Raw genomic sequence first — 22120 nt, forward strand, 5'->3', positions numbered from 1 at the left:
TCCGGATCCGGAGCAAGGGAGCCCTCGGATGCCCGTCGACTTCGACGTGTCAGGCAAGACTGTTCTCATCACCGGTGGCCGTGGGGGCATCGGCGGCGCGATCGCCGCGGCGTTCGTGGAGGCCGGCGCACAGGTGATCGCCACGGATGTCTCACCGGTTCCGGCCGAGCCCCGCAAGGGCATCGACGACCGCGTCCTCGACGTGCGCGACGCCGACGCCGTCACCGCTCTCGCCGAGGGCCTCGACCGGCTCGACGTGCTGGTGCAGTGCGCGGGCCGCGCCGTGCCCATGGAGGAGTACGAGCTGGCGACCTTCGAGGAGGTCATCGGCATCCACCTCACCGGTTCGTTCTCGATGGCGACCGCGCTGCGCCCGCTGCTCGCGGCCTCCGGCGGCAGCGTCCTCAACGTCGGCTCCATGTACAGCTACTTCGGCTCCCCGCTGGTGCCCGCCTACGGCGCCGCGAAGGCCGCCGTCGTACAGCTGACGAAGACCCTCGCGCTCGCCTGGGCCGCCGACGGCATCCGCGTCAACGGCATCGCGCCGGGCTGGATCCGCACCGCCATGACGCAGTCGCTCGACGCCCTGCCCGAGGCGGCGCAGGCGATTGTCAGCCGCATCCCGAGCGGGCAGCTCAGCGAACCGGAGGAACTGGCCGGCACCGCCCTGTTCCTGGCCTCGCCCGCCGCCCGCCTGATCAACGGCGTGACCATCCCGGTCGACGGCGGATACAGCGCGAGCTGACCCGAGTCCCGCTGCGGTCCACGTCCTGCCGTCCCGTCGAATGAGGAACCCCATGACGATGCAAGCGGTCATCCTGAAGGACAACGCGCTCGAACTCGCCGAGGTGCCCGTCCCCGAACCCGGCCCCGGCGAAGTTCTGGTCAAGACGCTCGCCAACGGCATCTGCGGTTCGGACCTGCACTGCGTGACGCACAGCCACGCGCTCGCCGCCGGTGTGAAGGCCGTGACCGGCGCCGACCTGCTCGACCCGGCCAAGCCGGTCGTGATGGGCCACGAGTTCTGCGCCGAGGTCGTGCGGAACGGTCCGGGCACGCAGGGCACGCACCAGCCCGGCGCGCGGGTCGTGTCGCCGCCCATGCTCGCCCGCCCCGCCCCGGTCAACCTCGGCTTCGGCGGCGTCGAGGCGCCCGGCGGCTACGCCGAGTACATGGTGCTCACCGAGGCGCTGATGATGCCGGTGCCCGACCACCTGTCCAGCGAAGTGGCCTCGCTCACCGAGCCGTTGGCCGTCGCGCTGCACGCCGTGAACCGTGGCGCGCTCGGCGCGGACGACGTCCCCGTCGTCATCGGCTGCGGCCCGATCGGCCTCGCGGTCATCGCCGTACTGAAGATGCGCGGCGTAGGACCGATCATCGCCGCCGACTTCTCCCCTGCGCGGCGCGCTCTCGCCGCCGAGATGGGCGCCGACATCGTCGTCGACCCGCGCGAGACCTCCCCGTACGACTCGTGGCACGAGGTCGCGGCCGTCGACGACCAGGCCCGCTACGGGCGGCAGACCGCGCTCTTCCCCGAGCTGCCGTTCCGCCCGTCGGTGGTCTTCGAGTGCGTCGGCGTACCGGGCGTCATCCAGCAGGTGCTCGCCGGCGCCCCGGCCTGCTCGCGGGTCGTCGTCGCCGGCCTCTGCATGGCCGAGGACACGTTCCTGCCGACCTTCGGAGTGCTCAAGGAGATCGACCTGGTCTTCTCGCTCTACTACTCGGTCGAGGAGTTCGCGCAGACCCTCGGCCACCTCGCCGCCGGGGAGCTGCGCGCCGAGCCGCTCATCACCGGCCGGGTCGGTCTCGCCGGTGTCCCGGCCGCCTGCGCGGGCCTCGCCGACCCGGACAAGGACGCCAAGGTCGTCATCGTCCCGGGACTCTGACCGACCCCAACCGACCAACCCCAACAGCCGTACACACCACACGAATTGAGGAGACAGCAGATGGCCGACCAGCCTTCCGCCGCCAAGCTTCCCGTCATGTCGCTCCCGCAGGGCGAGCTGCTGACGCTGAACGTCAACGACATCCCCGTCATCAAGGACTCGCTCGGCCCGGGCATCCACTACCAGCCGCTCTTCCTCGACCCCGAGGTCGGCGTCTGGGTCGTGCTCGCCCACTTCGCCCCGGGCGCCGAGCTGCCGATTCACCTGCACACCGGCGCCGTGCACGCCTACACCCTCAAGGGCTCCTGGGCCTACCGCGAGTACCCGGACCAGCCGCAGACCGAGGGTTCGTACCTGTACGAGCCCGGCGCCTCGGTCCACAAGCTGTACGCGTCGGAGGACAACACCGAGGACACAGTCGTCCTGTACGTCGTCTACGGCGCCAACATCAACTTCACGGACGAGGGCCAGTTCCACTCCGTCCTGGACGCCGTGACCATCCAGGGCCTCACCCAGCAGCTCGCCGCCGCGCAGGGCCTCGACGTCAACTACCTGACGGGCGGCGCCGCCCGCTACGCCACCCCCAAGGAGGCCTGAGCCGCATGGGTGCCACCGGAGCCGCCCGCGAGGCGGGAGGGGTGCCGCCGGGCACGGTGATGACACCGGAGTTCGCGCGGCTGCTCGCGCGGGACATCTATGTGTGGGGCTGGCCGATCGTCAACGCCTTCCACCGCCGCGCCTCCTTCGCCGCGGCTCCGGAACCCGGCCTCGTGGACGGCGTCCTGCCGGCCGCCCCCATCGGCCATGTGGCGATGCTGACCGGGTACGTCGACCCGTCGCAGCGCTGGGTGGCCCATCCCAACCAGGACGTCGTCTACGGCTTCGGCTACGGCGCGGTGGACGACGACCCGGTCGTCATCCAGGTGCCGGACTTCGGCGACCGCTACTGGGTCTGCGCCCTCTACGACGCCCGCAGCGAGGAGTTCTCCCGGCTCGGCCTCCAGTACGGCACGGAGCCCGGCAACTACCTTGTCGTCGGACCGAATTGGGACGGGGAGGTGCCCGACGGCATCACCGCCGTCCTGCGCTCTCCCACCGAGCTGGTGGCCATGGGCCCCCGGGTGTTCCTCGACGACACCCCCGAGGACCTGGAAGCCGTCCAGCCGCTCCTCAACCAGATGGCCATCCATCCGCTCAGCGCCCACACCGGCAGCCCGCGGACCGTGGACTGGCGCAAGGTCCCGCACTTCCCCGGCGGGGACACCTCGGCGGGGGAGCGCCAGTGGGTCGACCCGGAGACGTTCTTCGACGAGCTGCCCGGCATCCTCGACCGCGTGCCGCCGCTGCCGGGTGAGGAGTCCCGGTACGCGATGATGCGGGCGCTGCTCGCCGCGGCCGACTCCGACCCCGACGTCGCGGCGGCGGCGCGGGAGGCCGCCGTCGAGACGGAGGCCGCGGTCATCGCGCCGCTCTTCCACTTCCGTACCAACGGCACACGCCTGGACGGGGGTTGGAACACTCCGCTCAACGTGGCGCGCTGGGGCTTCGACTACCTGACGCGCACGGCGACGGCGAAATCCAACATGTACGTCAACCAGCCCGAGGAGACCCGCTACTTCTTCCTGGAGTACGACAGCCAGGACCGGCGCCTCGACGGCGACAAGCGCTACACGATCACGTTCCCGGCCGGACAGATCCCGCCGGTGGACGGCTTCTGGTCGCTCACGCTCTACAACCCGGAGCACTTCTTCGCCCCGAACGAGCTCGGCCGCTACTCGCTCGGGACGAAGAGCGGGTCCATGACGTACGCGGCCGACGGCTCGCTCACGCTCCACATCCAGCACGAGCCGCCCGCCGAGGGGCAGCGGGCCAACTGGCTACCGGCTCCCCGCGGCGCGTTCGAGCTGACGCTGCGTGCCTACTGGCCCAAGTCCGTTATCACCGACGGGAGTTGGACGCCGCCGCCGGTGCATCAGGTGTGAGGCGGCAGAAGGCCCCGGGTGCGAATTCCGCACCCGGGGCCTTCTGCCGTTCCCGCTCTACTGGAGCGAGGCCTTGGCCTTCGCCTCGCCCACCGGGTCCCGGTGCGCGTCGTCACCGCTGCCCAGGACGGCCTTGTGGATGCGGCCGCCGGTGAACACGCCGCGGTCCGTGCCGTAGTCGTCGGTGACCGGGTTGCCGTTGTCCTCACCGATGTCGAGGCCGTCCGTCATGTGGTAAATGAACGGCACCGTGTGCTCCAGGCGGGTCGAACCGGCCGGCTTGCCGTCGACGAACAGCTCACCGAGGCCGCCCTTGCCGACGCCCCCGCCGTCGTACGTGAAGCGGTAGCGCAGCTCGTGCCGGCCCGGGGCCAGCCGCTCCGGCGCGGCGATCTCGTACCGCTCGACGTCCACCCAGCTGTAGTGGAACACCGGCACGCCCTCGCGCAGATACAGCGCCCACCCCGCGAACCGGCTGCCCTGCGCCACGATCACGCCGCGCGCCGGTTCCTCGGTCACCTCGATGTCCGCGGTCAGCGTCCAGGAGCGGTTGCGGGTGGAGGGCAGCACCGACTCGTGCAGGGCGCGCATGCCCGGGTAGAGGGAGACCGACGTCGTGCTGCCGACCGTGGGCCGGCCCACCTCCTCGCTGAAGACCCGGGTCGCCTTGCGGTCGTCGAGCGGGAAGACGTTGTACTTGGCGCCCTCGATGAGGAACAGCTCCTTGAGCCGCTCCAGCTTGTCCGGCATCTCGCCGGCGAGGTCGCGCGCCTGGGCGTGGTCGCCGGGCGCGTACAGCTCCCAGGTGTCCTCGCTGAACGGCCGCTGCTCGCCAGCGAGTTCCCACGGCACCTCGTGCTTGGTGCAGGCGGACCAGCCGTCGTGGTAGATCCCGCGGTTGCCGAAGATCTCGAAGTACTGGGTGGTGTGCCGCTCGGGAGCGTTCGCGTCGTTCAGCGCGTACGCGAACGAGACGCCCTCCATGGGCTTCTGTGCCACGCCGTTGACCGACGTCGGCTCGGGGATGCCCGCCAGGTCGAGGAGGGTCGGCGCCACGTCGTTGACGTGCGTGAACTGCTCGCGGATACCGCCGGGTTGGGTGATCCCGGCCGGCCAGTGCACGATCGTGCCGACGCGCGTGCCGCCCCAGTGGGAGGCCATCTGCTTCGTCCACTGGTACGGGGTGTTCATGGCGTGCGCCCAGCCCACCGGGTAGTGGTTGTAGAGGCCCGGGCCGCCGAGCTCGTCGACGCGCTCCAGCATCGACTCCACGCTCGCGGGGACGACGTTGTACGTCGCGTACTCGTTGACGCAGCCGTCGGGACCCGCCTCGGCGCTGGCGCCGTTGTCGCCCATGACGTACAGGATCAGGGTGTCGTCGAGCAGGCCCATCTCCTCCAGGGCGTCCACGACCCGGCCGACCTGCGCGTCGGTGTGCGTCGCCATGCCGGCGTACGCCTCCATCATCCGCGTGTAGAGCCGCTTCGCGTCCTCGGACTGGTCGGCCCAGGCCTGGATCTCGTCGGGCCGCGCGCTCAGGTCGCAGTCCTCGGGGACGATGCCGAGGTCCTTCATCTTCGCGAGCGTCCGCTCGCGCTGCTCGTCCCAGCCGTGGTCGAAGGCGCCGCGGTAGGCGTCGATGTACTCCTGCGGCGCCTGGAGCGGTGAGTGGCAGGCGCCGAACGCGAGATAGCCGAAGAACGGCTGGTCGGGGGTGACGGCCTGCTGCTCGCGGATGTCGGCGATGGCCCGGTCGGCGAGGTCCTCGCTGAGGTGGTAGCCGGGCTCGGTGGGGGTGGTGATCGGGGTGGTGCCCTCGTACAGGTTCGGGTACCACTGGTCGGTCTCGGCGCCCATGAAGCCGTAGAAGCGCTCGAAGCCCTCGCCGGTCGGCCAGCGGTCGTAAGGGCCCGAGCGGGAGGTCTCCCAGACCGGAGTCTGGTGCCACTTGCCGAACGCGAAGGTGTTGTAGCCGTTGCGGCGCAGGATCTCGGGGATCGGGGCGCAGGAGTCGGGCCGGGAGGACGTGTATCCGTCGTGGCTGGTGGCGAGTTCGGTGATGCCGGCGGCACCGACGGTGTGATGGTTGCGGCCGGTCAGCAGCGAGGCCCGGGTGGGCGAGCAGATCGCCGTGGTGTGGAACCGGTTGAGGCGCAGGCCGCCCTCCGCGAGCCGCTCGGCGGTGGGCATGGAGCACGGGCCGCCGTACGAGGACGAGGCGCCGAAGCCCATGTCGTCGACGAGGATCATCAGCACGTTGGGGGCGCCCTTCGGCGGGCGGATCCGATCCAGCGGCGCGGGCTGCGCCGCGTCCCGCACGTCCATCGGTGTGGCGTGCGGACGCTTCGGCTGCTGGATCGGGAGGGTGGCACGGTAGGCCGGGTTCACCACGGGGGTGGTCCTTTCGGGATGTGCGGGTGGTGCGGGTGGTGCGGTGGGACTCGCGGGTCAGGCGTCGGCGGGGCGTACGTCTGGAGCCTTCGTCAGGCCCGCGACGGCGCGGCGGTAACGCAGCACCAGCGGAACGGTGGTCAACAGGAGCAGGCCGGGCAGGACGGAGAAGCCGAGCCGCAGGCCTTCGAGGGCGGTCGCCGACTGGGTCACCGGATGGTCGAGGGTGGCGGACGCGTAGCCGGTCAACGAGAGGACGACCGTGTAGCAGAGCGGGCCGAGCGCGTGCCCGGCCGTGTCGACCGCGGTCCACACGCCGGACAGCACGCCCGCGCTGTCCTGTCCCGTGCGCTCGGCCTGGTAGCCCATGCAGTCGGTGAGCAGCGCGTACATGGCGACGAGGCCGGCGGACTGGCCGAGCGCGGGCAGCACGCTCGCCACGACGACGGCGGTCGTGCTCGCGCCCACGGCGACGTACAGGGCGAGGCCGCCGGCGATCCACAGCGCGAGACCGGCGAACAGCACCGGCACATTGCCCCAGCGGCGCGCGAGGGCACCCGCGAGGGGCACGCCGAGCGTGGAGCTGAGCGCGAACACCAGGAAGACGGTGGCCTGTTGGTCCTTGCCGCCGAGGAAGTACGTGGCGACGTAGGGCAGGCCCGTCAGCATCATGACGGTGAACACGAAGTACAGGAACAGCACGCCGGCCAGGAGCACGAACGGCTTGTTGTCCCTGGCCGTACGGAAGGCCTCGCGCAGGGACCGCACGTCGGCGGAGGGACGCGAGCGCACGTCACGCGTGGTGGCGACCGGCAGGAGCAGCACGATGAGCAGCACCACCCCGATGATCACGGCCATGGTCCGGTACGCGGCCGGGGTGCCGTCCTTCGTGAGCAGCGGTCCGGCGACCCCGCCCACCAGCATGCCGAGCGTGAAGAAGAACGTCCGCCAGGTCATCAGCCGGGTCCGTGCCTCACCGGACTCGGCCATCTCGGCGGGCAGCGCGGTGAACGGCACCTGGAAGCACAGGTAGGCGGCGGACGCGGCGAGGAACGCGGCGAACACCCACAGGGCGGCGGCATCGCCGCGTACCGGGGAGCTGAAGGTGGCGACGAATGCGAACGGCAGGATCACCGCACCCGAGGCCATCAGCCTGCGGCGGCGCCCGGTGCGGGCCGCCTCACGGTCGCTGACCGCACCGAACCAGGGGCTCGCCACCAGGTCGAACAGCTTCGGCACGGCGACGACGAGCCCGGCGAGCGTCGGCGGAACCCCGAGCGCGTCCGTCATGTAGATGAGCAGCAGCAGGCCGGGCAGCGTGTTGAAGGCGTTCGACGCGAGGGCGCCGACGCCCCAGCCGGCCATCCGGCGGGCGGTCAGGGGCCGCGAGTTGACCATGTCGTGCACCGTTCTTCGCGGGGGCCGAGAGGCCCTGGGAGCAGGCGTGTGCCACACGATCGCCCCGATGACACCCCCGCGCCTTGTCACGTGACGTCAAGCACCTGTCGTCCTGGGACAAGTTGTCGGCGCCAGTGACGCGTCTCACCAGGACTTTGTCGCGCGTCGTCAAGACGCGGCAGGAAGTGCCCGGCAACGTACGCCCTGCCAAGTACGGAACACCCCGCAGGAAAGAGGTCGACGGTGACCAATCTCGCCCGCCACCTGGTGCACACCGCGCAGGCCCACCCCGAGCGTCCCGCGCTCCGCCTCGACGAGCAGGTGCTCGACTACCGCACGCTGGACGAGCGGAGCGCGCGGGTGGCCGCATGGCTCGCCGACCGGGGCGTCGGACCGGGCGACCGCGTCGCGGTCGTGCTGCCCAACGTCCCGCACTTCGCGGTGGCCTACTACGGGGCGCTGCGCGCGGGCGCCGTCGTCGTCCCGATGAACCCGCTGCTGAAGTCGGGGGAGATCGGCTACAGCGCCGGTGACTGCGCGGCCCGGACCATTCTCACCGGCGGCCCGGCGCTGCCCCAGGCGACCGCCGCGGCGCAGGAGTTGGGCATCACGTGCACCGACGTGACCGGTGAGGACTTCGCGGCCGCCCTCGACGCCATGCACGGGGACTCCGCGGTCGTGGACCGGGCGGACGACGACGCCGCGGTGATCCTCTACACCTCGGGGACCACCGGCCGCCCCAAGGGCGCCGTCCTCACCCACGGCAATCTGCGCAGCAACACCGCGACCGTCGCCCGGCTGCTCGGCATCACCGGCGACGACACCGTCTTCGGCGGCCTGCCGTTCTTCCACGTCTTCGGCCAGACCTGCGGCCTGAACGCCGCCGTCCTGACCGGCGCCTGCGTGACGCTGCTGCCCCGCTTCGACGCCGCGAAGGCGCTGCGGATCCTGACCCGCGACCGGGTCACCGTCATGGAGGGCGTGCCCACCATGTTCGTGGCGCTGCTCGCGGCGGCGGAGGCGGCCGGCGGGGCGTCCGTCGACACGGTCCGGGTCTCGGCGACGGGCGGCTCGGCGATGCCGGTCGAGGTGCTGCACCGCTTCGAAGCGGCGTTCGGCTGCCCGGTGGTCGAGGGGTACGGGCTCTCCGAGACCTCGCCCGTCGTCACGCTCGGCGCGGTCGACGGCGTCCGCAAGCCCGGCTCGATCGGCGTCCCCGTCGACGGTGTCGAGGTCCGGCTGCTCGACGACGAGGGCAAGGAGGTCGCCGAGGGCGAGGTCGGCGAGATCGCGGTCCTCGGCCCCAACGTCATGCGCGGCTACTGGAACCGGCCCGAGGCCGACGCCGCGGCCTTCACCGACGGCTGGTTCCGCACCGGCGACCTCGCCCGCCGCGACGAGGACGGCCACTACTTCATCGTCGACCGCAAGAAGGACCTGATCATCAGGGGCGGCTACAACGTCTACCCGCGCGAGATCGAAGAGGTCCTCTACACGCACCCGGCCGTCGCCGAGGCCGCCGTCATCGGCCTCCCGCACGAATTGCACGGCGAGGAGATCTGCGCCGTCCTGACCCTCAAGCCGGGGACGGCGGCCACCGCGGAGGAACTGCGGGACTACGTCAAGGAGCGGGTGGCCGCGTACAAGTACCCGCGCACCGTGCGCCTCGTGGAGGCTCTGCCCAAGGGCCCCACCGGCAAGATCCTCAAGAGGGAGCTGCCCGCGGTGCTGTAGGCGTCGACGGCCGTGAAGGTTCGGCCGGCGCCTTGTTCTAGGCTCGACGCATGGTGACGATCACGGGGGTCCCCGACGGCTGGCCGGAGGACGAGGGCGCGGCGCGCGGCATGCAGGACGCGCTGCGCGACCGCGTCGTACGGGACGAGGTCGGGCCGCCGCCCGGCGCCGGGACGGTCACCGGGATCGACGTCGCCTACGACGACGAGCGGGGCGTCGTCGCCGCGGCCGCCGTCGTCCTGGACGGGGCGACGCTTGCCATGGTCGAGGAGACGACGGCCGTCGGAGAGGTCGCATTCCCGTACGTTCCAGGCCTGTTGGCGTTCCGCGAGATCCCGGCGGTCGTGGGCGCGCTGGAGGCGCTGACCGTCGACCCCGGGCTCGTGGTCTGCGACGGCTACGGGCTCGCACTTCCCCAAGCTCTCGGCTTCGCTCGAGCAGGGGAGACCCCATTCGCCGCTTCGGCCTCGCGAGCCACCTGGGGGTGCTCACCGGGCTGCCCACCATGGGCGTCGCGAAGAACCCGTTCGTCTTCTCCCACGGCGAGTTGGGCGAGGAGCGGGGGAGCGCGGCGGCGCTGCTCGACGGCGACGAGGAGGTCGGCCGCGCGCTGCGCACCCAGGACGGCGTGAAACCGGTGTACGTGTCCGTGGGGCACCGGGTCTCGCTCGACAACGCGTGTGCGCACGCGTTGTCGCTCACGCCGAAGTACCGCGTCCCGGAGACGACACGCCGGGCGGACCGTCTGTGCCGGGACGCGCTCGCCGAGGTCAGCGCTCGGCCGCGACCCGGAACGTGATCCCGGCCTTCGTCAGCCGCTCGATGAGGGCGTCGCCCATCGCCTCCACGGTGGTCACCTGCCCCGCGGTGTCCGGGAGTTCGTCGCGCACGAGGCAGATCGCGGACTCGGCGAGCATCTTCGCGGTCTCCGCGTAACCGGGGTCGCCGCCGGACACCTCCGTGTAGACGCGGCGCCCGCCGCCCTCGCCCACGAACCGCACCGAGAACCAGCTCTTGGCCCGGCGCGCCTCGTCGGGACCGTCACCCGGCTTCAGCCGCCCGCTCAACCACCGCCGCACCGGCGGCACTTGGGCCGCCGCGAACAACGTGCTCATGCCGACCACGCCACCCACCGCGAACGGCAGCGTCTTCACGGCCGCGTAGTGCCGGTAGCGGAAGTCGGGGCCGTAGCGCGCGACGGCCCGCGCGGAGCGCTGCACCACCTGCGGGTCGATCGTCGGCAGGGGCAGGGCCCACGCGCCGATCTCCTTGGCGTAGTGCGGGGTGCCGGTCGGCGCGTACGCCGTGCGGTCGATCGGGCGGGGCTCGTGGCGGCGCCGCTCCGCTTGCGCGGAGAGCATCTGCCGGGCCCGCGAGAACTGGTTCAGGGCGGACGCGAACGTGCCGCCGGAGAGCGTCGCGTTCGACCGCACGAAGCCGTCGACACGCAGCGGGACGCCCTCCGGCAGCTGCTTGACCGTGTAGTACGCGCCCAGGTCGTGCGGAATGGAGTCGAACCCGCAGGCGTGCACGATGCGGGCGCCGGTGTCCCGCGCGAGGGCGTCGTGCCGGACGTACATGAGGTCCACGAACTCCGGCTCGCCGGTGAGGTCCACGTAGTCGGTGCCCGCGCTCGCGCACGCGGCGACGAGCGCCTCGCCGTACTCCAGGTACGGGCCCACGGTCGTCGCCACCACCCGTGTGTTGACGGCCAGTTCACGCACCGACGCCCGCTCGGCGACGTCCACGCGCATCAGCGGGAGCACCGCGCACTCCGGATTGATCTCGGTCAGCCGCTCGCGCAGCCGCTCCAGCTTCGTGGTGTCACGCCCGGCGATCGCCCACCGCAGTCCCTTCGGTGCGTTGGCCGCGAGGTACTCGGCGGTGAGCACCCCCACGAACCCCGTCGCCCCGAACAGCACCACGTCGTACGTCCTGCTTGACTCGTTCATGCCACCCATCACCTGCGTCGCGTGCCGTTGTCGGTGGCCGAGGCTAGCGTGGACGGTGGAGCGAGGTCGGTGGGGGCCCCATGTTGCCGGGGCGACGGAGCCGGGTCAGGCGCGCTGGGCCGCGCCGGCGAGCTGCTTGAGATCGACGGTCTCGTCGGACGAGGGCTCCTGCGGGCGCACCGCCTTGTCGTAGTCGCTGAAGGTGGCGCTGTTCGGGTTCTTGCCGCCGGTCGACGTGGTGCGCAGGATGTACGGCTTGCCCTCGGCGGCGACGTAGAGCGACAGGGTCTCGCCCCCGGAGGTCTTCTTCGTGAGCCGGACCGCCTTCGTGCCGTCGACGCTCGTGGTCCCGCTCTTCTTCATCCCCTGGCGCTCGGACTTGTCCTCGTCCATCGACGCGACAAGACCCTGCTTGTCGCACAGGCCCTGGGTCATCGCGTCGTCGGCCGGGGTCTTCACCCACTTGTCCTTGAGCTTCGGCACCATCTTCGTGGCCCCGGGCTGCTCCTTCAGCGTCGTCTGCCAGTACTTCTCGTCGCCCCGTAGGTAGAGCGTGCCGTCGAGATGGCGCACGTCGGCCGTCGTCCCGGACATCTTGACGGTGCCTTCGCAGTTCTTGCGCTGGTCCACGGTGAGGTCGACGGTGACCTGCCCGCCGGCCTTCTGCTGCGTGGTGCCCTTGATGTGCATCGATTCGGCCTGCCGTGTGGCCTTCACCGCGTCGGCCGCTATCCGGTCCGCGCTCTTGCCGGCGAAGGGTTCGTCCGACGACTCCTTGTCCCCTCCGCAGCCCAGGAGTCCCAGAGCCGTGATCCCGGTGACCAGTGTCAGTGCCATCATTCGCCTGCTGTGCACTGTTTTGTCTCCCTCCACAGATCGGACAACTTCCGTCAGAAATCACCGAATACCCCTGCCGTCCGGGTGGTCACCGGAAGGGACGTAGCCACTTGTGGCGCCCGGGGCGGAACGGCCGGTACCGGGTGCCCGCGCGTGGCGGAAATTGGCTAAGCGCTTGCTTGTCGGGGGCTTGTGCTGAGCGGAACGGGTTCATAGCATCAATGGTGTTACATCAGTTGTGTCACAAGCTGGGGGCGTGGCGGGATGGCAGTGGCAGGCACGGAAACCGGCGGTCGCAGCGGCGGCCCGCTCGCCGGGGTGCGCGTGGTGGAGCTGGCCGGGATCGGTCCCGGACCCTTCGCCGCGATGCTCCTCGCCGACCTCGGGGCCGACGTCGTACGCGTCGACCGGCCCGGCGGGCAGGCGCTCGGGGTCCCCCCGGAGTACGACGCCACGAACCGCAACAAGCGCTCCGTGATCGTCGACCTGAAGGCCGAGGACGGCGCCGAGCGGGTGCTGCAACTCGCCGCGCGCGCCGACGTGTTGATCGAGGGATACCGGCCGGGCGTCGCCGAGCGGCTCGGCGTCGGGCCCGAGGACTGCCGTGCCCGCAACCCGAAGCTGGTCTACGGCCGGATGACCGGCTGGGGCCAGGAAGGCCCCCTTGCTCAGCGCGCGGGCCACGACATCGGCTACATCGCACTGACCGGCGCCCTCGGCCTGACCGGCGACCCCGACCGGCCGCCGGTGGCCCCCGCGAACCTGCTCGGCGACTACGCGGGCGGCTCGCTCTACCTGGTCGTCGGCGTCCTCGCCGCCCTGCACCACGCCCGCGACACTGGCACGGGCCAGGTCGTCGACGCCGCGATCGTCGACGGCACCGCACACCTCAGCACGATGATCCACGGGATGCTCGCGGCCGGCGGCTGGCAGGACCGGCGCGCCGCCAACCTCCTCGACGGCGGCGCCCCGTTCTACGGCACGTACGAGACGGCCGACGGCAAGTACATGGCGGTCGGCGCCCTTGAGCAGCAGTTCTACGCCGAGTTCGCCGAACTGCTCGGGCTCGGCGAGGTCGCCGCGGCCCGGGGCGACCTGGGGCGCTGGGACGAGCTGCGCGCGGCCGTCGCCGCCCGCTTCAAGGAACGTACGCGGGACGAATGGGCGGCCGTCTTCGAGGGCTCGGACGCCTGCGTCGCACCCGTGCTCTCCCTCGGCGAGGCCCCGCACCACCCGCACCTCGCCGCCCGCGGCACCTTCGTCGACCACGGCGGCCTCACCCAGCCGGCGCCCGCGCCCCGCTTCTCCGGCACCCCCACAAGCGTCCACTCGGGCCCCGCCCTGCCCGGCGCCGACACCACCGACGTCGCCCGCGACTGGGACGTACCGGCCCTGAACGATCCCACTACGAAAGGCAGTTGATCGCGAGCATGGAACGACGCCTGTTCAGCGCCGAGCACGAGGCGTTCCGCGAGACCGTGCGCACCTTCCTCGCCAAGGAGGTGACGCCGCACTACGAGCAGTGGGAGAAGGACGGCGTCGTCTCCCGCGAGGCCTGGCTCGCCGCCGGGCGCCAGGGCCTGCTCGGGCTCGCCGTGCCCGAGGAGTTCGGGGGCGGCGGCAACGCCGACTTCCGCTACCCCGCCGTGCTCGCCGAGGAGTTCACGCGCGCGGGCGCCTCCGGTCTCGCCGTCGGCCTGCACAACGACATCATCGGCCCGTACCTGACCTCGCTCGGCACCGAGGAGCAGAAGCGGCGCTGGCTGCCCGGTTTCTGCGAGGGCTCGATCATCAGCGCCATCGCCATGACCGAACCCGGCGCCGGATCCGACCTCCAGGGCATCCGCACCACCGCCGAGGACAAGGGCGACCACTGGCTGCTCAACGGGTCGAAGACCTTCATCTCCAACGGGATACTCGCCGACCTGGTGATCGTCGTCGCCAAGACGACGCCCGAGGGCGGCGCGCACGGTCTTTCGCTGCTCGTCGTCGAGCGCGGCATGGAGGGCTTCGAGCGCGGCCGCAACCTCGACAAGATCGGCCAGAAGGCCCAGGACACCGCCGAGCTGTTCTTCAACGACGTCCGCGTCCCGAAGGAGAACCTGCTCGGCGAGCTCAACGGCGCTTTCATCCACCTGATGACGAACCTCGCGCAGGAGCGCATGGGCATCGCCGTCGCCGCGATCGCCGCTTCCGAGCACCTCCTGGAGATCACCACCCAGTACGTGAAGGAGCGCGAGGCCTTCGGGCGCCCGCTCGCCGCGAAGCAGCACATCCGCTTCGAGATCGCGGAGATGGCCACCGAGTGCGCCGTCACCCGCACGTTCCTGGACCGCTGCATCGAGGACCACTCGGACGGCACGCTCGATGCCGTGCACGCCTCGATGGCGAAGTGGTGGGCGACCGAGCTGCAGAAGCGGGTCGCCGACCGCTGCCTCCAACTGCACGGCGGGTACGGGTACATGACCGAGTACCGCGTCGCGAAGGCGTTCACCGACGGGCGCATCCAGACCATCTACGGCGGCACGACCGAGATCATGAAGGAGATCATCGGGCGCTCGCTGCTGACCTGACCGACCCCTCTTCGTACCCCCTGTACGGCCCCTCTTCGAAAGGCACCTCCCGTGACCACAGACGCGTACGTATACGACGCGATCCGCACCCCGCGCGGCCGCGGCAAGGCCAACGGCTCCCTGCACGGCACCAAGCCGATCGACCTCGTCGTCGGCCTGATCCACGAGCTGCGGACCCGCTTCCCCGACCTCGACCCGGCCGCCATCGACGACATCGTGCTCGGCGTCGTAGGACCGATCGGCGACCAGGGGTCCGACATCGCGCGCATCGCCGCCATCGCGGCCGGACTGCCCGACACGGTGGCCGGTGTGCAGGAGAACCGCTTCTGTGCCTCGGGCCTGGAAGCCGTCAACCTGGCGGCGATGAAGGTCCGTTCGGGCTGGGAGGACCTCGTCCTCGCCGGCGGCGTCGAGTCGATGTCGCGCGTGCCGATGGGCTCGGACGGCGGGGCCTGGGCGATGGACCCGATGACCTCCTACGAGACCGGGTTCGTGCCGCAGGGCATCGGCGCCGACCTCATCGCGACGATCGAGGGCTTCTCGCGGCGCGACGTCGACGAGTACGCCGCCATGTCGCAGGAGCGGGCGGCCGCCGCCGTGAAGGACGGCCGGTTCACGCGCTCGATCGTGCCGGTCAAGGACCGCAGCGGGCTCACCGTGCTCGACCACGACGAGCACCTGCGTCCGGGCACGACGGCCGATTCGCTCGGCAAGCTGAAGCCCTCGTTCAAGGACATCGGCGACCTGGGCGGCTTCGACGCGGTGGCGCTGCAGAAGTACCACTGGGTCGAGCGGATCGACCACGTGCACCACGCGGGCAACTCCTCCGGCATCGTCGACGGCGCGTCGCTCGTCGCCATCGGCTCCCGCGAGGTCGGCGAGCGATACGACCTCACCCCGCGCGCCCGCATCGTCTCCGTCGCGGTCTCCGGCTCCGAGCCGACCATCATGCTCACCGGGCCCGCGCCCGCGTCGCGCAAGGCGCTCGCCAAGGCGGGCCTGACCATCGACGACATCGACCTCGTCGAGATCAACGAGGCGTTCGCGGCGGTCGTGCTGCGCTTCGTGAAGGACATGGGCCTGTCCCTGGACAAGGTCAACGTCAACGGCGGCGCCATCGCGCTCGGCCACCCGCTGGGCGCGACCGGCGCGATGATCCTCGGCACCCTCGTCGACGAACTGGAGCGCCAGGACAAGCGGTACGGCCTGGCCACGCTGTGCGTGGGCGGCGGCATGGGCATCGCCACCATCGTGGAGCGCGTCTCCGCGTAGTCGCCCAGCAGGGCGTCCCACCCCAACAGCCAACCGCCGCACCAGACTTCACGGAGACGGAACAGCCATGACGCAGAGCACGACCATCCGCTGGGAACAGGACGACACCGGCGTCGTCACGCTCGTCCTGGACGACCCCAACCAGTCCGCGAACACCATGAACCAGGCGTTCAAGGACTCCATCGCCGCGATCGCCGACCGCGCCGAGGCCGAGCTGGCCGCGAACCCCGAGTCCATCCGCGGGTTCATCTACACCTCCGCCAAGAAGACCTTCTTCGCGGGCGGTGACCTCAAGGACATGATGAAGGCCGGGCCGGACGACGCCCGGTCCGTCTTCGAGACCGGCATCGGCATCAAGAACTCGCTGCGCCGCATCGAGACCCTCGGCAAGCCCGTCGTCGCCGCCATCAACGGCGCGGCCCTGGGCGGCGGTTACGAGATCGCACTCGCCAGCCACCACCGCGTCGCCCTCGACGCGCCGGGCTCGAAGATCGGCCTCCCCGAGGTCACGCTCGGCCTGCTCCCCGCGGGCGGCGGCGTCACCCGCACCGTCCGCCTCATGGGCATCGCCGACGCGCTCCTCAAGGTGCTGCTCCAGGGCACCCAGTACGCCCCGCAGCGCGCCCTGGAGAACGGCCTGATCCACGAAGTGGCCGCCACCCGCGAGGAGATGATCGAGAAGGCCCGCGCCTTCATCGACGCCAACCCCGAGTCGCAGCAGCCCTGGGACAAGCCCGGCTACCGCATCCCCGGCGGCACCCCGGCCAGCCCCAAGCTCGCCGCGAACCTGCCCGCCTTCCCGGCCAACCTGAAGAAGCAGCTGAACGGCGCCCCGTACCCCGCGCCCCGCAACATCCTCGCTGCGGCCGTCGAGGGCTCCCAGGTCGACTTCGAGAACGCCCTCGCCATCGAGGCCCGCTACTTCACCGAGCTGGTCACCGGGCAGACCGCGAAGAACATGATCCAGGCGTTCTTCTTCGACCTCCAGGCCGTGAACTCGGGCGCCAACCGCCCCAAGGGCATCGAGCCCCGCAAGGTCCGGAAGGTCGCCGTCCTCGGCGCCGGCATGATGGGCGCCGGCATCGCCTACTCCTGCGCCCGCGCGGGCATCGAGGTGGTCCTGAAGGACGTGTCCGCCGAGTCCGCCGCCAAGGGCAAGGCCTACTCCGAGAAGCTGTGCGCCAAGGCCGTCAAGCGCGGCCGCACGACCCAGGAGAAGGCGGACGCGCTGCTCGCCCGCATCACCCCGGCCTCCGACCCGCAGGCCGTGGCCGGCTGCGACGCCGTCATCGAGGCCGTCTTCGAGGACCCGTCGCTCAAGCACAAGGTGTTCCAGGAGATCCAGGACATCGTCGCCCCCGACGCCCTGCTCTGCTCCAACACCTCGACGCTGCCCATCACCGCCCTCGCCGAGGGCGTCGAGCGGCAGGCCGACTTCATTGGTCTGCACTTCTTCTCGCCCGTCGACAAGATGCCGCTCGTCGAGATCATCAAGGGCGGAGCCACCGGCGACGAGGCCCTCGCCCGCGCCTTCGACCTCGTACGGCAGATCAACAAGACGCCCATCGTGGTCAACGACTCGCGCGGCTTCTTCACCTCGCGCGTCATCGGGCACTTCATCAACGAGGGCGTGGCCATGGTCGGCGAGGGCGTCGAGCCCGCGTCGGTCGAGCAGGCGGCGGGCCAGGCCGGCTACCCGGCCAAGGTGCTCTCCCTCATGGACGAGCTGACCCTCACCCTGCCCCGCAAGATCCGCGAGGAGACGAAGGCGGCGATCGTCGAGGCCGGCGGCACCTGGGAGACGCACCCGGCCGAGGCGGTCATCGACCGGATGGTCGACGAGTTCGGGCGGCCGGGCCGCAGCGGGGGAGCGGGCTTCTACGAGTACGGCGAGGACGGCAAGCGCGCCGGTCTGTGGCCGGGTCTGCGCGAGCATTTCACCAAGCCTGGTACCGAGATCCCGTTCGAGACTGTGCCTTTTAAAGACATGAAGGAGCGCATGCTCTTCTCCGAGTCCTTGGACACGGTGCGGTTGCTGGAGGAGGGCGTCCTCACGTCCGTCGCCGACGCCAACATCGGCTCCATCTTCGGCATCGGCTTCCCCGGCTGGACCGGCGGCGTGCTCCAGTACATCAACGGCTACGAGGGCGGCCTGCCCGGATTCGTCGCCCGCTCGCGCGAGCTGGCCGAGCGCTACGGCGACCGGTTCCTGCCGCCCGCGCTGCTCGTGGAGAAGGCAGAAAAGGGCGAGACGTTCAAGGACTGACGCCGGGTCCCGGTGGCTCCGGGAGGCGCTCCGTCGTACGGAACGCCTCCCGGAGCTCCTCCTTCAGCGAGCGCTGGAACGCCGTCAACAGCGCCTGAACGACCAGCGGTTGCATATGGGCCGACAGCGACTTCACGTCCTGCTCGGCCCTTTGCGACACCTCGGAGCTGAAGAGCCGGGCCAGCTCCTGCGCCGCGCCCCGCGAGTGCTCCACGAGCACCTCGCGCGAGGCCAGGATCGCGTCCAACGACAGCGGTACGTCGAGGAGTTGGACGCCGAGCCGCAGCTGCCCCGTGTCGCAGCGGTAGGTGTCGTCGCCTTCCCGCGTCAGCACGTCCATCGCCGCAAGCCGCGCGAGGTTCTCCTCGGTCAGCTCCCGGCCCGCGCGCCCGTCGAGCTCGCTCCGGGTCAGCGTCTCGACCGTGTCGGGAGCCCAACTCGCCACCACCGCACGGTGGATCGCCAGATCCTGTGCACTCAGGTCGGCCGGCAGCTGCTCCAGATAGCGCTCGATCGCGGCCAGCGTCATGCCCTGGTGCTGCAACTCCTCGATCAGTGCGAGCCGCGCGACGTGGTCGGGCCCGTAGTGCCCCACCCGGCGCGGCCCGATCACCGGCGGCGGCAGCAGGCCCCGCGTGCTGTAGAAGCGGATCGTGCGGACCGTGACGCCGGCGTGGGCCGCGAGCTCGTCGACGGTCAGCGTGGGGGCCTCGGTGTCCGTCGTCATCTTCGCCTCTCGCCGCGATCCGGGTACAACAGTATTGCTGACACACCGACGTTGTGAAACCCAAGGGGAGTGGAAAGAGGGGTGGTCGACGCCCCCTACGCCTCCTCCGGTTCCACGTCCAGAGGCGTCCCGGCATGTGAGAAGCGCCGCTATGTGATCTCCGTCACCGCATCGGGGGCGATCTTTGGGGGAAGGTGCCCCTCGGTCCGCACGCCGACAGGGGTGATGCGGACCGAAGCACGTTCCGGACCCCGGCGGCCCCCACGTCGCCGGGCACCACAGAGTGGACACCCCCTCGTGAGCAAGGACGCCCTCAACACGGCCACGGACGCATCCCGCACAGATGCCTCCCAGGCGCCCGCCGACGCGGGCGACGCCGGCTACAGCAAGGCCCTCAAGAGCCGCCACATCAACATGATCGCCATCGGCGGCGCGATCGGCACCGGACTCTTCCTCGGCGCCGGCGGCCGGCTCCACGACGCGGGCCCCGCCCTCGTCTTCGCCTATCTGATCTGCGGGATCTTCGCGTACTTGGTGGTGCGCGCCCTCGGCGAAATGGTCGTCTACCGGCCCTCGTCCGGTTCCTTCGTGTCGTACGCGCGCGAGTTCCTCGGGGAGAAGGGCGCCTACGTCGCCGGCTGGATGTACTTCCTGAACTGGTCGATGACGGGCATCGCCGACATCACCGCCGTCGCGCTGTACACGCAGTACTGGAGCGCCTTCACGAGCATCCCGCAGTGGGTGCTCGCACTGATCGCGCTCGCCGTGGTGCTCTCCGTGAACCTCGTCTCGGTGAAGTACTTCGGCGAGATGGAGTTCTGGTTCTCGATCGTCAAGGTGGCCACCCTGGTGGCGTTCCTGTTCGTGGGCATCTTCCTGGTGGCCACGCAGCACCCGGTCGACGGCCACACACCGGGCCTGCACATGATCACGGACAACGGCGGCTGGATGCCCAGCGGCACCATGGCCGTGGTCCTCGTGATGCAAGGTGTCGTCTTCGCCTACGCCGCCCTCGAACTGGTCGGCGTCGCGGCGGGCGAGACCGCCGAGCCGCAGAAGGTCGTCCCGCGCGCGGTGAACTCGATCATGTGGCGCGTCGGCCTGTTCTACTGCGGCTCCGTGCTGCTGCTCGCGCTGCTGCTGCCGTCCACGTCGTACACGTCGGGCGAGAGCCCGTTCGTGACGCTGTTCTCGAAGCTGGGCGTCGGCGGCGTCGGCGACATCATGAACCTGGTCGTGCTCACCGCGGCCATGTCCTCGCTGAACTCGGGCCTCTACTCCACGGGCCGCATCCTGCGCTCCATGGCCATGTCGGGCTCCGCCCCGAAGTTCACCGCGAAGATGAACAAGAGCCAGGTCCCCTTCGGCGGCATCCTGCTCACCGCGGGTGTCGGCGTGCTGGGCGTCGGCCTGAACTATCTGCTGCCCGCCGAGGCGTTCGAGATCGTCATCGAGGTCTCGTCGATCGGCATCATCGGCACCTGGGTCATGATCATGGTCGCCCACCTGGCGTTCGTCCGCCGGGCCAAGCAGGGCCTGGTCGAGCGCCCGAAGTTCCGGCTGCCGTTCTCCCCGTTCACGGAGATCGTCACGATCGTCTTCCTGCTCTCCGTGCTCGGCCTCATGTGGAACGACGAGGAGACCGGCCGCAAGACGCTCATGCTGATCCCGATCGTCGCGGTGCTGCTCTTCATCGGCTGGTTCCGGGTGCGGCGCAACGTCGACCGCATAGCGTCGGAGGAGCTGACGAAGGTGGCCGACGGCAACTGAGCCGAGCCCGCCTGCCTTCCTTCACGGGGCCCCGACGCACTCGGTGCGTTGGGGCCCCGTGCCATGGGGGTAGGACACAGGCATGTCGCTGGTTCCGTGGGACGCGCACGTCAAGATCGGGCAGCTGGCCGCATTCTTCGCGGCCCTGGCGACGGCATGGATCACCTCCGCCCGCCGGCGCCGCCCCCGCGCCGCGCCGGACCCACCGGAGCCGCCCCCGCCACCGACCCCGGCCCCGCTCCCGGCCCATGTCGTCCCCTGCCGCCCGGCGCCCGCCACGGAGGCCGTCACGGACCTGTGCACCTGCGTCTCGGAGCTGGCCTCCGACCTGGCGAAGCGCTACGCGGACGACGGCCGCCGGCCACCGGACCCGGACGCGCATACTTGATCAGAGACGAGACCCGCAGGCTCCATACGCACCACAAGGAGCAGCACCCCCATGAAGCAGCACGACCCGGACCCGCCCCCGCCCCCGCCCGGCGGCATCCTCTGGGAGACGGCAGGGGACATCCGCGCCCTGCTCGCGCTGCCCGCCGCGTTCGTGCTCCAGGTCGCGCACCCGGCCGTCGGCGCGGGCGTCGACGACCACTCGGTGTTCCGCACCGACCCCTGGGGCCGCGGCGAACGCTCGCTGACCTCGGTGATGCTCTGGGTCTACGGGGGAGAGGCGGCAGCCGAAGAAGGTCGCAGGCTCCGCCGCCTCCACCGCACCATCCAGGGCACCGACCCGCACGGCCGCCGCTACCACGCCCTCACCCCGGCCTACTACGCCTGGGTGCACGCCACCGGCTTCCCCGTCTCCCGCTACGCGCGCCGCTACTTCGCCACACCGTTCACGCCCGAGGAGGACGAGCGGTTCTACGCGGAGTGGCTGATGGTCGGCCGTATCCTCGGCATCCACGACCGGGACATGCCGCAGACGGTCGAGGAGTTCTGGCCGTACTACCGCAAGACGCTCGCGCAGGAGATCCAGCGAAACCCGGTGGTGGACGAACTGACGGCCCGCACCCGCCCCCTCCCACCCCCACCGGGCCACCACCCCGTCCTCACCCTCCTGTGGCCGCTCCTGCGCCCACTCCTGACCCGCACGATGAGCTTCCTCTCGACGGGCCTGCTTCCCCCGGAGGCGAGGGATGCCATCGGCCTGCCTTGGACCCCGAGACAGGAACGCCGCCTACGCCGCTTCGCGGCACTGGTGAGGCTGGCGGCCCCCCGCCTCCCGGAACGCTTCCGCTACTTGCCGATGGCACGAAGGGCGCGCAATTCAGGCCTCGACGGAGATTGAGCAGCCATTCAAGCCCCTGCGGCGATTGAGCAGCGGGGCCCGGGGCA

Annotated in this window: 17 protein-coding genes and 1 pseudogene; 13 read left to right on the forward strand and 5 right to left on the reverse strand. The window is 70.8% G+C overall.

The annotated features are described in order from the left end of the window. The first annotated feature begins 28 nt into the window (after window positions 1–28). From OG746_RS18220 to OG746_RS18235, 4 genes are read left to right on the forward strand one after another with little or no spacing between them, the layout of a single operon-like run. On the forward strand, window positions 29–745 hold the full coding sequence (locus OG746_RS18220) for an SDR family NAD(P)-dependent oxidoreductase (RefSeq protein WP_266715770.1): 717 nt from the start codon (window positions 29–31) through the stop codon (window positions 743–745). Window positions 746–797: 52 nt separating this feature from the next. Further along, window positions 798–1886, forward strand: coding sequence for a zinc-binding dehydrogenase (locus tag OG746_RS18225; RefSeq protein ID WP_266715772.1), 1089 nt, complete (start codon window positions 798–800; stop codon window positions 1884–1886). Window positions 1887–1946: 60 nt separating this feature from the next. Then, window positions 1947–2483, forward strand: coding sequence for a 2,4'-dihydroxyacetophenone dioxygenase family protein (locus OG746_RS18230; RefSeq protein WP_266715774.1), 537 nt, complete (start codon window positions 1947–1949; stop codon window positions 2481–2483). 5 nt (window positions 2484–2488) lie between these two features. Beyond that, complete coding sequence (locus OG746_RS18235; RefSeq protein WP_266715776.1) at window positions 2489–3868, forward strand: DUF1254 domain-containing protein; 1380 nt, start codon at window positions 2489–2491, stop codon at window positions 3866–3868. A gap of 57 nt (window positions 3869–3925) precedes the next feature. Here OG746_RS18235 and OG746_RS18240 read toward each other — a convergent pair whose 3' ends face one another. Further along, window positions 3926–6259 carry an arylsulfatase gene (locus tag OG746_RS18240; protein ID WP_266715778.1) on the reverse strand — a complete coding sequence of 778 codons (2334 nt, stop codon included), beginning with the start codon at window positions 6257–6259 and terminating at the stop codon, window positions 3926–3928. A gap of 57 nt (window positions 6260–6316) precedes the next feature. Further along, window positions 6317–7657: an MFS transporter gene (locus OG746_RS18245; RefSeq protein WP_266715780.1), complete on the reverse strand. Its 1341-nt coding sequence runs from the start codon at window positions 7655–7657 to the stop codon at window positions 6317–6319. 243 nt (window positions 7658–7900) lie between these two features. Between OG746_RS18245 and OG746_RS18250 the strand changes: the two genes are divergently transcribed. Both OG746_RS18250 and OG746_RS18255 read left to right on the forward strand, forming a co-directional pair. Beyond that, the gene (locus OG746_RS18250) at window positions 7901–9391 is read left to right on the forward strand and encodes a long-chain-fatty-acid--CoA ligase (RefSeq protein WP_266715782.1); all 1491 of its coding nucleotides are present in this window, start codon (window positions 7901–7903) and stop codon (window positions 9389–9391) included. A gap of 50 nt (window positions 9392–9441) precedes the next feature. Continuing rightward, window positions 9442–10190, forward strand: a pseudogene (locus tag OG746_RS18255) (endonuclease V). On the opposite strand, the gene OG746_RS18260 reads toward OG746_RS18255, so the two are convergent. Together OG746_RS18260 and OG746_RS18265 are read right to left on the reverse strand one after the other, a co-directional pair. Next, window positions 10162–11352 carry a saccharopine dehydrogenase family protein gene (locus OG746_RS18260; RefSeq protein ID WP_266715784.1) on the reverse strand — a complete coding sequence of 397 codons (1191 nt, stop codon included), beginning with the start codon at window positions 11350–11352 and terminating at the stop codon, window positions 10162–10164. The pseudogene OG746_RS18255 and the gene OG746_RS18260 overlap by 29 nt on opposite strands. 96 nt (window positions 11353–11448) lie before the next feature. After that, complete coding sequence (locus OG746_RS18265) at window positions 11449–12198, reverse strand: hypothetical protein (protein ID WP_266715786.1); 750 nt, start codon at window positions 12196–12198, stop codon at window positions 11449–11451. A 246-nt stretch (window positions 12199–12444) separates the two neighbouring features. Here OG746_RS18265 and OG746_RS18270 point away from each other — a divergent pair, with 246 nt between their 5' ends. The 4 genes from OG746_RS18270 to OG746_RS18285 all read left to right on the forward strand — a co-directional run bounded on the left by OG746_RS18270 (window position 12445) and on the right by OG746_RS18285 (window position 18291). Beyond that, complete coding sequence (locus OG746_RS18270; RefSeq protein ID WP_266715788.1) at window positions 12445–13602, forward strand: CaiB/BaiF CoA transferase family protein; 1158 nt, start codon at window positions 12445–12447, stop codon at window positions 13600–13602. An 8-nt stretch (window positions 13603–13610) separates the two neighbouring features. Beyond that, the gene (locus OG746_RS18275; protein ID WP_266715790.1) at window positions 13611–14753 is read left to right on the forward strand and encodes an acyl-CoA dehydrogenase family protein; all 1143 of its coding nucleotides are present in this window, start codon (window positions 13611–13613) and stop codon (window positions 14751–14753) included. Between the two features lie 51 nt (window positions 14754–14804). Next, the gene (locus OG746_RS18280) at window positions 14805–16025 is read left to right on the forward strand and encodes an acetyl-CoA C-acetyltransferase (RefSeq protein WP_266715792.1); all 1221 of its coding nucleotides are present in this window, start codon (window positions 14805–14807) and stop codon (window positions 16023–16025) included. Between the two features lie 67 nt (window positions 16026–16092). Beyond that, window positions 16093–18291 (forward strand): 3-hydroxyacyl-CoA dehydrogenase NAD-binding domain-containing protein, encoded by a 2199-nt coding sequence (locus OG746_RS18285; protein WP_266715794.1) that lies wholly within the window; start codon window positions 16093–16095, stop codon window positions 18289–18291. On the opposite strand, the gene OG746_RS18290 is transcribed toward OG746_RS18285, so the two are convergent. Further along, the gene (locus tag OG746_RS18290; protein ID WP_266715796.1) at window positions 18281–19018 is read right to left on the reverse strand and encodes a MerR family transcriptional regulator; all 738 of its coding nucleotides are present in this window, start codon (window positions 19016–19018) and stop codon (window positions 18281–18283) included. The genes OG746_RS18285 and OG746_RS18290 overlap by 11 nt on opposite strands. Before the next feature lie 297 nt (window positions 19019–19315). Between OG746_RS18290 and OG746_RS18295 the strand changes: the two genes are divergently transcribed. The 3 genes from OG746_RS18295 to OG746_RS18305 all read left to right on the forward strand — a co-directional run bounded on the left by OG746_RS18295 (window position 19316) and on the right by OG746_RS18305 (window position 22073). Further along, the gene (locus OG746_RS18295; RefSeq protein ID WP_266715798.1) at window positions 19316–20788 is read left to right on the forward strand and encodes an amino acid permease; all 1473 of its coding nucleotides are present in this window, start codon (window positions 19316–19318) and stop codon (window positions 20786–20788) included. A gap of 82 nt (window positions 20789–20870) precedes the next feature. Next, window positions 20871–21176 carry a hypothetical protein gene (locus tag OG746_RS18300; protein WP_266715800.1) on the forward strand — a complete coding sequence of 102 codons (306 nt, stop codon included), beginning with the start codon at window positions 20871–20873 and terminating at the stop codon, window positions 21174–21176. Between the two features lie 51 nt (window positions 21177–21227). Next, on the forward strand, window positions 21228–22073 hold the full coding sequence (locus OG746_RS18305; RefSeq protein ID WP_266715802.1) for an oxygenase MpaB family protein: 846 nt from the start codon (window positions 21228–21230) through the stop codon (window positions 22071–22073). Window positions 22074–22120 lie beyond the last annotated feature (47 nt).

The organism is Streptomyces sp. NBC_01016 (genome assembly GCF_026341035.1).
Lineage (GTDB): Bacteria > Actinomycetota > Actinomycetes > Streptomycetales > Streptomycetaceae > Streptomyces.

Bases quoted from the DNA above. Each gene is read 5' to 3' on its own strand.
- OG746_RS18220 (WP_266715770.1), top strand. From the start codon at position 29: ATGCCCGTCGACTTCGACGTGTCAGGCAAGACTGTTCTCATCACCGGT.
- OG746_RS18225 (WP_266715772.1), top strand. From the start codon at position 798: ATGACGATGCAAGCGGTCATCCTGAAGGACAACGCGCTCGAACTCGCC.
- OG746_RS18230 (WP_266715774.1), top strand. From the start codon at position 1,947: ATGGCCGACCAGCCTTCCGCCGCCAAGCTTCCCGTCATGTCGCTCCCG.
- OG746_RS18235 (WP_266715776.1), top strand. From the start codon at position 2,489: ATGGGTGCCACCGGAGCCGCCCGCGAGGCGGGAGGGGTGCCGCCGGGC.
- OG746_RS18245 (WP_266715780.1), bottom strand. From the start codon at position 7,657: ATGGTCAACTCGCGGCCCCTGACCGCCCGCCGGATGGCCGGCTGGGGC.
- OG746_RS18260 (WP_266715784.1), bottom strand. From the start codon at position 11,352: ATGGGTGGCATGAACGAGTCAAGCAGGACGTACGACGTGGTGCTGTTC.
- OG746_RS18270 (WP_266715788.1), top strand. From the start codon at position 12,445: ATGGCAGTGGCAGGCACGGAAACCGGCGGTCGCAGCGGCGGCCCGCTC.
- OG746_RS18275 (WP_266715790.1), top strand. From the start codon at position 13,611: ATGGAACGACGCCTGTTCAGCGCCGAGCACGAGGCGTTCCGCGAGACC.
- OG746_RS18285 (WP_266715794.1), top strand. From the start codon at position 16,093: ATGACGCAGAGCACGACCATCCGCTGGGAACAGGACGACACCGGCGTC.
- OG746_RS18290 (WP_266715796.1), bottom strand. From the start codon at position 19,018: ATGACGACGGACACCGAGGCCCCCACGCTGACCGTCGACGAGCTCGCG.
- OG746_RS18300 (WP_266715800.1), top strand. From the start codon at position 20,871: ATGTCGCTGGTTCCGTGGGACGCGCACGTCAAGATCGGGCAGCTGGCC.
- OG746_RS18305 (WP_266715802.1), top strand. From the start codon at position 21,228: ATGAAGCAGCACGACCCGGACCCGCCCCCGCCCCCGCCCGGCGGCATC.